This window comes from Streptomyces sp. SID10853 (assembly GCF_010548145.1).
GTDB lineage: Bacteria > Actinomycetota > Actinomycetes > Streptomycetales > Streptomycetaceae > Streptomyces.
Window position 1 is genome coordinate 1 of sequence record NZ_JAAGLN010000257.1, and the last position, 9,652, is coordinate 9,652.

Consider the following 9,652-nt stretch of genomic DNA (forward strand, 5'->3'; position numbering starts at 1 on the left):
GAAACACACGACCTGCTCCGCGCCGTCGACGGCGTCCCGGCGATCGTGCTGGGCCGCCGTACGGACGTGCTGGCCTGGAACACGCTCGGGCACGCCCTCCTTGCAGGGCACCTGGACTTCCACGGCCACGTCCGTCCGCGCGGTCCCGGTGAAGCTGCTCTTCGACAACCGCATCGTCATCAACAACCATCTGAAGCGCGCCAGGGGCGGGAAGGTCTCCTTCACCCACCTCATCGGCTTCGCCATGGTGCAGGCCCTCAAGGCCATGCCGTCGATGAACCACTCCTTCGCGGTGAAGGACGGCAAGCCGACGCTGGTCAAGCCGGCCCACGTCAACCTCGGCCTCGCCATCGACCTGGTGAAGCCGAACGGCGACCGCCAGCTCGTCGTCGCGGCCATCAAGAAGGCCGAGACGCTCAACTTCTTCGAGTTCTGGCAGGCGTACGAGGACATCGTCCGCCGCGCCCGCGCGAACAAGCTGACGATGGACGACTTCACCGGGGTCACCGCGTCGCTCACCAACCCGGGCGGCATCGGCACCGTCCACTCCGTGCCCCGTCTGATGCCCGGTCAGGGCCTCATCATGGGCGTCGGCGCGATGGACTACCCGGCCGAGTTCCAGGGCACCTCGCAGGACACCCTGAACAGGCTGGGCATCTCGAAGGTCATGACCCTGACCTCGACCTACGACCACCGGGTCATCCAGGGCGCCGCGTCCGGCGAGTTCCTGCGGATCCTCGCCAACCTGCTGCTCGGCGAGAACGGCTTCTACGACGACCTGTTCGAGGCGCTGCGCATCCCGTACGAGCCGGTCCGCTGGCTCAAGGACATCGACGTCTCGCACGACAACGACGTCACCAAGGCCGCCCGCGTCTTCGAGCTGATCCACTCCTACCGGGTCCGCGGCCACGTCATGGCCGACACCGACCCGCTGGAGTACAAGCAGCGCAAGCACCCCGACCTGGACATCATCGAGCACGGGCTCACCCTGTGGGACCTGGAGCGCGAGTTCGCCGTCGGCGGCTTCGCGGGCAAGTCGATGATGAAGCTGCGCGACATCCTGGGCGTGCTGCGCGACTCGTACTGCCGCACCACGGGCGTCGAGTTCATGCACATCCAGGACCCCAAGCAGCGCAAGTGGATCCAGGACCGCATCGAGCGCGGCGCGCACGCCAAGCCCGAGCGCGAGGAGCAGCTGCGCATCCTGCGCCGGCTGAACTCGGCGGAGGCGTTCGAGACCTTCCTGCAGACCAAGTACGTCGGCCAGAAGCGCTTCTCGCTCGAAGGCGGCGAGTCCGTCATCCCGCTGCTCGACGCGGTCATCGACTCGGCGGCCGAGTCGCGCCTGGACGAGGTCGTCATCGGGATGGCCCACCGCGGCCGTCTCAACGTGCTGGCCAACATCGTCGGCAAGTCGTACGCGCAGATCTTCCGCGAGTTCGAGGGCAACCTCGACCCGAAGTCGATGCACGGCTCGGGCGACGTGAAGTACCACCTCGGCTCCGAGGGCACCTTCACCGGCCTCGACGGCGAGCAGATCAAGGTCTCGCTGGCCGCCAACCCCTCGCACCTGGAGACCGTCGACCCGGTCGTCGAGGGCATCGCGCGCGCCAAGCAGGACATCATCAACAAGGGCGGCACGGACTTCACCGTGCTGCCGGTGGCGCTGCACGGCGACGCGGCCTTCGCGGGCCAGGGCGTCGTCGCCGAGACGCTCAACATGTCGCAGCTGCGCGGCTACCGCACCGGCGGCACCGTGCACATCGTCATCAACAACCAGGTCGGCTTCACCGCCGCCCCGGAGTCGTCGCGCTCCTCGATGTACGCCACCGACGTGGCGCGCATGATCGAGGCGCCGATCTTCCATGTGAACGGCGACGACCCGGAGGCCGTGGTGCGCGTCGCGCGCCTCGCGTTCGAGTTCCGCCAGGCGTTCAACAAGGACGTCGTCATCGACCTCATCTGCTACCGCCGCCGCGGTCACAACGAGGCCGACAACCCCTCGTTCACGCAGCCGCTCATGTACGACCTGATCGACAAGAAGCGCTCGGTGCGCAAGCTCTACACCGAGTCCCTCATCGGTCGCGGCGACATCACGCTCGAAGAGGCGGAGCAGGCGCTCCAGGACTTCCAGGGCCAGCTGGAGAAGGTCTTCGCCGAGGTCCGCGAGGCCACGTCGGAGCCGGCCGAGGCATCGGTGCCGGTCCCGCAGGCCGAGTTCCCGGTCGCCGTGGACACCTCGATCTCCCAGGAGGTCGTGAAGCGGATCGCCGAGTCCCAGGTCAACATCCCGGACCGGATCACGGTGCACCCGCGGCTGCTGCCGCAGGTGCAGCGCCGGGCCGCGATGATCGACGACGGCACGATCGACTGGGCGATGGGCGAGACCCTCGCCATCGGCTCGCTGCTCCTGGAGGGCACCCCGGTGCGCCTCTCCGGCCAGGACTCGCGCCGCGGGACCTTCGGCCAGCGCCACGCGGTGCTCATCGACCGCAAGACCGGCGAGGACTTCACCCCGCTGCTCTACCTCTCCGACGACCAGGCGCGTTACAACGTCTACGACTCGCTGCTCAGCGAGTACGCGGTGATGGGCTTCGAGTACGGCTACTCGCTGGCCCGCCCGGAGTCGCTGGTCATGTGGGAAGCGCAGTTCGGTGACTTCGTCAACGGCGCGCAGACCGTGGTGGACGAGTACATCTCGGCCGCCGAGCAGAAGTGGGGCCAGACGTCCGGCGTCACCCTGCTCCTCCCGCACGGCTACGAGGGCCAGGGCCCGGACCACTCGTCCGCCCGCCCGGAGCGCTTCCTCCAGCTGTGCGCGCAGAACAACATGACGGTCGCCATGCCGACGCTCCCGTCGAACTACTTCCACCTCCTGCGGTGGCAGGTGCACAACCCGCACCACAAGCCGCTGGTCGTCTTCACCCCGAAGTCGATGCTCCGCCTCAAGGCGGCCGCGTCGAAGGCGGAGGAGTTCACCACGGGCGGCTTCCGTCCGGTCATCGGGGACGACAGCGTCGACCCGAGCGCCGTGCGCAAGGTGGTCTTCACGGCCGGCAAGGTCTACTACGACCTGGACGCGGAGCGCACCAAGCGCGGCGTCACGGACACCGCGATCATCCGTCTGGAGCGGCTGTACCCGCTGCCGGGTGCCGAACTGCAGGCGGAGATCGCCAAGTTCCCGAACGCCGAGAAGTACCTCTGGGCGCAGGAGGAGCCGGCGAACCAGGGTGCGTGGCCGTTCATCGCGCTCAACCTGATCGACCACCTGGACCTGGCGGTCGGCGCCGACGTCCCGCACGGTGAGCGCCTGCGCCGCATCTCGCGGCCGCACGGCTCGTCGCCCGCGGTCGGCTCCGCCAAGCGCCACCAGGCCGAGCAGGCCCAGCTGGTCGCCGAGGTCTTCGAGGCCTAGGCGGTACCGGCGGGAACGCCCGAGGGGCCCGGACGCATCGTGTGATGTGTCCGGGCCCCTCGGCGTAGTGCTCAGACGAACTGCGGCTCGAAGTCCCAGTACCGCACCGCGCCGTCCCGGATGCTGCGGGTGTGCTGGTGTCCCTCCCCGAGCAGTTCGGTGATCCGTTCCAGGGCTTCGGTGTGCAGCCGGTCGGCGAGCGCCGTATCGCCCGCTGCCCGTAGGTCACGGGCGAGCGCGGACTGGGCGGTGGTGGTGAGCGGGTGCCCGGGGCCCAGCGTCCGCACCGCCCGGTCCACCAGGTCGTGTCCCAGCCGTATGGAGCCCTCGGTGTCTCCCAGCCGCTGCCGGGCCGTCGCGGTGTTGAAGGCGCAGCCCAGCGTCCACGGGTGGTCGGCGCCCACGGCGTCGGTCATCTGCCGCAGGGTCTGTCCGGCGAGTTCCAGTGCGCCCTCGTGGTCGTGCGCGTCGCCCTGCAGCAGCGCCAGATTGGCCCGGGTGCCCACGGCGTACGGGTGCAGCTCGCCGAGTTGCAGCGCGTACAGCGAGGCCGTCTCGTCCGCGAGCTCGTACGCCGCGCGCAACTCGCCCGCCTCACGCAGCAGCATCGCGAAGTCGGCGCCCGCCCGCAGGGTGTCCGGGTGGCGGCGGCCGCGCCGGGCGATCCGGCGCTTGCGGACACTGGACAGCAGTGCTCTGGCCTGGAGGAGCTTCCCGTCGCGGCGCAGGCACAGGGCGAGGTTGTGATCGGCGTTGAGGGTCTGTCCGTGGTTGCGGTCCAGCTCCTGACCGTGCAGCCGCGAGTTGTGCTGCTGGATCTCCAGGGCCTCCTGGTAACGGCCGAGCAGTCGCAGCATGGACGCCGTGCGCAACGCCGAGTGCAGGGTGAGCGGATTGCGCCCGCCGAGCAGGGCGACCCGCGCGGTCAGGATGTCCCGGTGCAGATCCAGTGACATCCGGTAGTGCCCCTGAAGGCCCATCGCCTCGGCCAGGTTGTTCCGGATGGAGAGGGTGCGCGGCACCTCGGCGTCGCCCAGGGAAGTGACAGCCTCCCGGTCCGCCTGTTCGAAGAGCGTTCTGGCCTCGTCGTAGCGGCCGAGCGCCAGCAGGGTGCCGCCGAGCCCGTCCCTGGCCCTGATCACTTCGATCGGCTCGGCTCGCGGGCTGCTCAGCAGCCGCTCCAGCACCTCCCGTCCGACCGCCTCGGCCTCCGCGTAACGCCCCAGCCTGCGCTCCATGTTGGCGCGCTGGTGGACGGCGACCAGGACGGACGTGCTGGTGGCGCCGGAGACCGGCTCCCAGTGCGCGACGGCCGCACGGCTCAGCCGTCTGCCCTCCGCGTACTCGCCCCGCATCCGCAGGTACTCGATGCAGTTGAGGACGAGCCTGCGCACGTCCTCGTCATCGGACTCCAGAGCGCCCGCTGTCTCCAGATGCGGAATCAGCTCCGCGTAGCGGGACCAGTTGCGGGACGAAGCGGGGTCCCGGGGGTCCGCGGTGACGAGCACCTTGAGGGCAGCTCCGGTCAGCTCGACACGCTCAGCGGGTGTCTGGGCGTGCCGTACGAAGGAGTGGAAGATGCGGTGCATCCGCAGGGCGGCGACAGTGACGGAGCCGCCCATCCGCGGGACCGGGTCGTACTCCAGCCGCATGGAGGTCACTTCGGAGAGCCGGCGCAGCGCGGAGTTCCAGCTGCTCGGCTCAGGGACGAGCCGGTCCAGGGGTCTGGGGAGGTCCGCGGCGCGCGCCGACTGAAGCAGCCGCAGTGGCAGCACCCCCGGTGAGAAGCGGGCGAGCAGGTTGAGCAGTTTCCAGGCGCCGGGGTCCTGTTCGTGCAGGCTGCCGAGGGTTCTGGCCCAGGCGATCTGGAAGGCGACCGGGTAGTCCTGGGAGGTGAGCACCCCGAAGCGGTCGGGGTTGCTCTCCGTCAGCTCCCGTATGTACTCGGGGATATCGACGGTGGGGTTGATATCGAGCCAGGCCGCCGTCTGGTCCAGCAGGAGCGGCAGGTCCTCGACGGCCTCGGCGAGCAGCCCGGCCTCGTACGGCGAGAGCCGCTGGGAGCGGCGCCCCGCGAAGGCGATGGACTCCGCGCGCTCGAACTGGTGCACACGGAAGAACTCGGCCCGTGTCGACCACTCCTGGTGGTTGGTGGTGACCAGGACGTCGCCCGCTCCTTCCGGCAGCAGCGCGGACAGCTTCTCCGGGTCGCCCGCGCCGTCCAGGACGATCAGCCATCTGTCCCCGGTGGCCCGCAGCCGTGCGGCGGCCGCGGCGATGGACTGGTCGAGTTTGCTGCCGGCTTCCGCCCCGAGTGCGTCGGCGAGGGCGCCGAACTGCTCACGGGCGGTTCCGATGCCGGCCGCGTCGAGCCACCAGACGATGTCGTACTCGCCCTTGAAGCGGTGGACGTACTCCAGGGCGATCTGGGTCTTGCCGATCCCGCCGGGGCCGCACAGCGCGAGCACCGTGCCCTCGCCGCTGCCCGCCGCGAAGTGGTCGTGGATCCGGTCGAGCAGTCCGCCGCGGCCGGTGAACCTGCGGTTGCGGCGCGGCACGTTCTGGATGTCGGGCGGGTCGTCGGGAAACCTCGGGGCGTGGTCAAGGGTGACCGGACGGACCGCGCCTCCGGACGTGCCGGTGACCTCCAGCACCCGTCTGCGGGCCGCGTCGGCGCTCAGGCCGCGCAGGGCGACCGGGCCGAGGGCGATGATCGCTTCCGGCATCGGGCGGGTGGTGACACTGACTCCCGCGATCCGGCCCGGGTGCTCGGCGAGCACCTGGCCCAGCGCGTCGGACCACGCCGTGTGGGTGCTCTCGTCGAACCGCTCGAACCAGTCGTCGATGACGAGCAGAATCCGCCCGGGTGCGCTCAGCATGCCGGTCAGGGCGTCGGCGGTGGGCGTCCTCCGGGCGGGGTTCCAACGGACCAGGGCGGTGGCGGCGCCCACCTCCGTGAGCTGCCGGTCCATCCAGCGGGCCCAGGGTTCGCTCTGCCCGGCGAAGACCACGGTGACGTGGGGCGTCGGCTCCGTCGTCGTCACCCCTTCAACCAGTTGCGTCACTGTCGTGCACCTACCACTCAAGTGTGAACAGAAGTCGCCATGTTGACGGCCAGTCGGCGCCACGATACGTCACGTGACGAAAGCGCTCAGCCGGTGGGCGATATGCCGGATGAGGTACTCCAAATCGGCGCAGTACACACTGGGATGGCGGAATCCGGCCCCTTCCGCATAGCGGTGGATGTAGTTGCCGCCGCCGCAGACCCGGAGCACCGGGCAGCTCAGACAGACACCGGGAAGCGCCTTAGCGCCGAGCTGCCTCGCTGCGATCCCGGGGTGCGCGAGCGCGGCGTCGAAAGAGTCGCTGAAGACATCGAACCCGGTGGAAGGGGCCCCCTCGTATGCGGACTTGAGCGCGTCGACCTGTTCGATGGCTCCGTCGGTCTCCACCACGACAGCGGCCAGCGGCGCCAGCCCCACCGCCTCGGCCGCTGCGGGTTCGCCCAGCAGCAGCGCGACGAGGGTGTGGAAGAGCCGTACGCGCGGCTGTCCTGGCCCACCGTCCCACCAGCGGTCGAAGGCGGCGGCCAGCCAGTGGCCGTACGGGGTGGGCCGTGGCCGGTGCCGGCCCGGCACCCCCGGCTCGATCCCCGGCGGCGGTACGGACCAGTTCCCGTGCGGCAGCAGCAGGTCGAGCCCCGGCGGACGCAGGGCGCGCAGGCTGTCGTAGACCGCGACAGGGTCGGCCGAGAGGTCCACGGTGCAGAGGATCCCGGCGTACGTGCCGGGGTGTGGACACTCGGCGAGCAGCCGGGCGGCGCGGTGGGCGGCGGGCCAGGAGGGGTGGCCCGCGTGGTCCCGGCGGCGGGAGTTGAGCGTCGCGCTACCGCCGTCGAGGGAGAGCCCGACCCGGACTCCGGCGGCGGCGAGCGCACCGAGCGTGCGGGCCGTCAGCAGGGTGCCGTTGGTCTGCACCGTCGCGGTGACCTCGCACCCCGCGGGGACCGCGTCCCGTACGGCGCGGGCGTACGCGATCACCGGGCCCGGGCCTGACAGCAGCGGCTCACCGCCGTGCAGTTCGATCCGGATGCGCGACAGCCCGTGCGTGGTGACGTGCTCGGCGATCCGCGCGGCGGCCCTGCGGACGGTCTCGCCGGAGGCCCGGCGTGGGCGCTCACGCCAACTGCTGTCCTGGCCGCGGTAGACGTAGCAGTACGAGCAGTCCAGGTTGCAGCGGCTGTGGACCTTCAGCACGAACTGCCGGAAGGCCACGGGCCGCTGTACGGCGGGCCGGTCGCGGACGGCACGGGTCATGGCGCGTCCTCGTAGTAGGCGACGAGCGGTTCGTGCGGGTCGCGCTGCCTGGTCTCGGCGAGTACGGCGGCCAGCACCGGGTGGGTGGTGTGCCGCGGCGCGGTCAGCCGGGGCAGCGGGTCGCCGTGCTGCCGTTCGTTGTCCGGAGTCAACGGCCGGCCGCCTCGGAGGTCAGCCGGGCGACGGCTGCCCGGACCCCGGCCGCTGTCTCTTCTCCCGTGGGTCCGGCGGACTCCAGCAGCGCGAGGGCGGCACGGTACTCACGGAGAGCGTCCAGCGGGCCGGCGAGTTCCTCCAGTACGGCCGCCCGTGCCGCCCGTGCCGCGCCCGCGCCGACGGCGTCGTCGACATCGGTGGCACGCAGGTAGTGCTCGGCCGCCTGCTGGAGCCGGTCGGGGGTGCCGGTGTGCCGGGCGAGCAGGACCGCGGTGTCTCCCCGGGCCCGCCAGGCGCGCGACGCCGCATACGGATCGCGCGCCCCGCGGGCGGCCGAACCGTAGGCCCAGTCCGCCTCGTAGAGGTCGGTGAGTGCGCCGGTGGACCGGTAGCGCGCCAGGTACTGCGCTCCGAGCAGCTCCCGGCGCTGGGCCAGTTCGGGATCCGACTCGGCTGTCTCGTCGACGGCCTCACGCAGTCGGCGCACGGCCTCGTCCAGATCGGCGGGCGCCTCGTCCCGCTCGGCCCGGTGTCCGAGCGCCCTGCCCAGCCGGGTGAGCAGCCGGGCCGGGCGTTCCGGGCTCCCGGTGGAGAGGGCTGCGGACCAGTTGTCGATGGCGCCGTCCAGGTGGGTCCGCGCCCGGGGGGCCGCCGGCCGGCCGGGCGGATCGCGGTCATCCGCAGGGTCTCCGGCCGGGCGCCCGCTCTCCGGGAGGTCTCCGGCCGGAGCCACGGGTGACCGGGGTGCCGCGGGTGCCGCGGGTGCCGCGGGGTCGATGTGGCCCTGCCAGTGCACATCGCCCATACGCAGAAGGCAGTGGTGGCGGACGCCGTCGTCCTCGGCCGCCGCCAGGGCTTCGGCGAGGGCGTCCAGTACCTCCCACCGCCAGAACGGGTCGCTGTCCTCCAGCTGGGACAGCTCCAGCGCACCGGCGATCTTCAGCCAGATGTCGGCCCGTTCGGCGCCCCCGGTGGCCTCGGCGGCTGCGGGCCGCAGTGCCCGGAGCGCGCGCTCCGCGTAATGCCGTACGACGTCGTCGCTCACCACGTGGCGGGCCAGGTCCAGCTCCAGGGTGCCGTGCAGCACCCGCGCCCCGGCCCGGTCCGCCGTGTCCGCCAGCCGCTCCGCGAGGGCCGCTGCCGCATACAGCGGCGTGGTGTCGACCGCCGGTCCGTTCGCCCTGGACAGGCGCCGCAGTACCTCGATGTGGAGTGCGGCGGCAGCCGGCCACTCCTCGGACAGCCGCACGGACTCCGTCAGCCCGCGGAGCCGGTCGGACGCCGCGGTCAGCAGCTCGACCACGGTGTCCGCGTCGTCGGTGTACGGGCCGGTGGCCTCGCGCAGTACGCGCCTCGCCGCCTCCTGGCCGAGGTCTCCGTTCCCGGCGGCCACCGCCATGGTGTACAGCACCTCGGCGGCCGCGAACCCGCCCCCGGAACCCACGGCTTCCCAGGCCGCCGCCAGATCCTCGTCCAGTGCCCGCAGCCGCCAGCGCAGCAGCAGCGCCCGCGACAGCTCCGCCCGACGGCCTGGCAGCATCTCGCGGCGCCGCTCCCCCTCCACGGCCAGGCGCAGCAGTCCGACCGCGCTGTCGAGGTCACGCGCTCCGCCGTACCGCTCGTACCGCCGGATGAAATCGGCGGCCCGCGCGCCGAGTTCATCGGGTGTGCCGGGCGCCGGCACCGCGACGGGAGGCCCGCCCCTGCGCCGGATGGTGTCCGCGGCGACCTCGGCGAAGACCCGCAGCCCGGCGGGTGTCGCGCC

General features: G+C 71.6%; 4 protein-coding genes and 2 pseudogenes. 2 read left to right on the forward strand and 4 right to left on the reverse strand.

The window, feature by feature from the left end; all coding sequences use genetic code 11:
- Both G3I19_RS37790 and G3I19_RS30990 read left to right on the forward strand, forming a co-directional pair.
- A pseudogene (locus G3I19_RS37790) lies at window positions 1-126 on the forward strand (transcriptional regulator); the annotation flags it as partial.
- A complete protein-coding gene (locus G3I19_RS30990) occupies window positions 101-3,415 on the forward strand; it encodes a multifunctional oxoglutarate decarboxylase/oxoglutarate dehydrogenase thiamine pyrophosphate-binding subunit/dihydrolipoyllysine-residue succinyltransferase subunit (RefSeq protein WP_239074947.1) in 3,315 nt (1,104 codons plus the stop codon). The pseudogene G3I19_RS37790 and the gene G3I19_RS30990, both read left to right, overlap by 26 nt.
- A 71-nt stretch (window positions 3,416-3,486) precedes the next feature.
- On the opposite strand, the gene fxsT is transcribed toward G3I19_RS30990, so the two are convergent.
- The 4 genes and pseudogenes from fxsT to G3I19_RS31010 all read right to left on the reverse strand — a co-directional run.
- Window positions 3,487-6,480 (reverse strand): FxSxx-COOH system tetratricopeptide repeat protein, encoded by a 2,994-nt coding sequence (gene fxsT / locus G3I19_RS30995; protein WP_164267042.1) that lies wholly within the window; start codon window positions 6,478-6,480, stop codon window positions 3,487-3,489.
- Window positions 6,481-6,549: 69 nt separating this feature from the next.
- Window positions 6,550-7,731, reverse strand: coding sequence for an FxsB family cyclophane-forming radical SAM/SPASM peptide maturase (locus tag G3I19_RS31000; protein ID WP_164267043.1), 1,182 nt, complete (start codon window positions 7,729-7,731; stop codon window positions 6,550-6,552).
- Window positions 7,728-7,883: a hypothetical protein gene (locus tag G3I19_RS31005; RefSeq protein WP_164267044.1), complete on the reverse strand. Its 156-nt coding sequence runs from the start codon at window positions 7,881-7,883 to the stop codon at window positions 7,728-7,730. The genes G3I19_RS31000 and G3I19_RS31005 overlap by 4 nt, the downstream gene beginning before the upstream one ends.
- Window positions 7,880-9,652 (reverse strand): annotated as a pseudogene (locus tag G3I19_RS31010) (hypothetical protein); the annotation flags it as partial. The gene G3I19_RS31005 and the pseudogene G3I19_RS31010, both read right to left, overlap by 4 nt.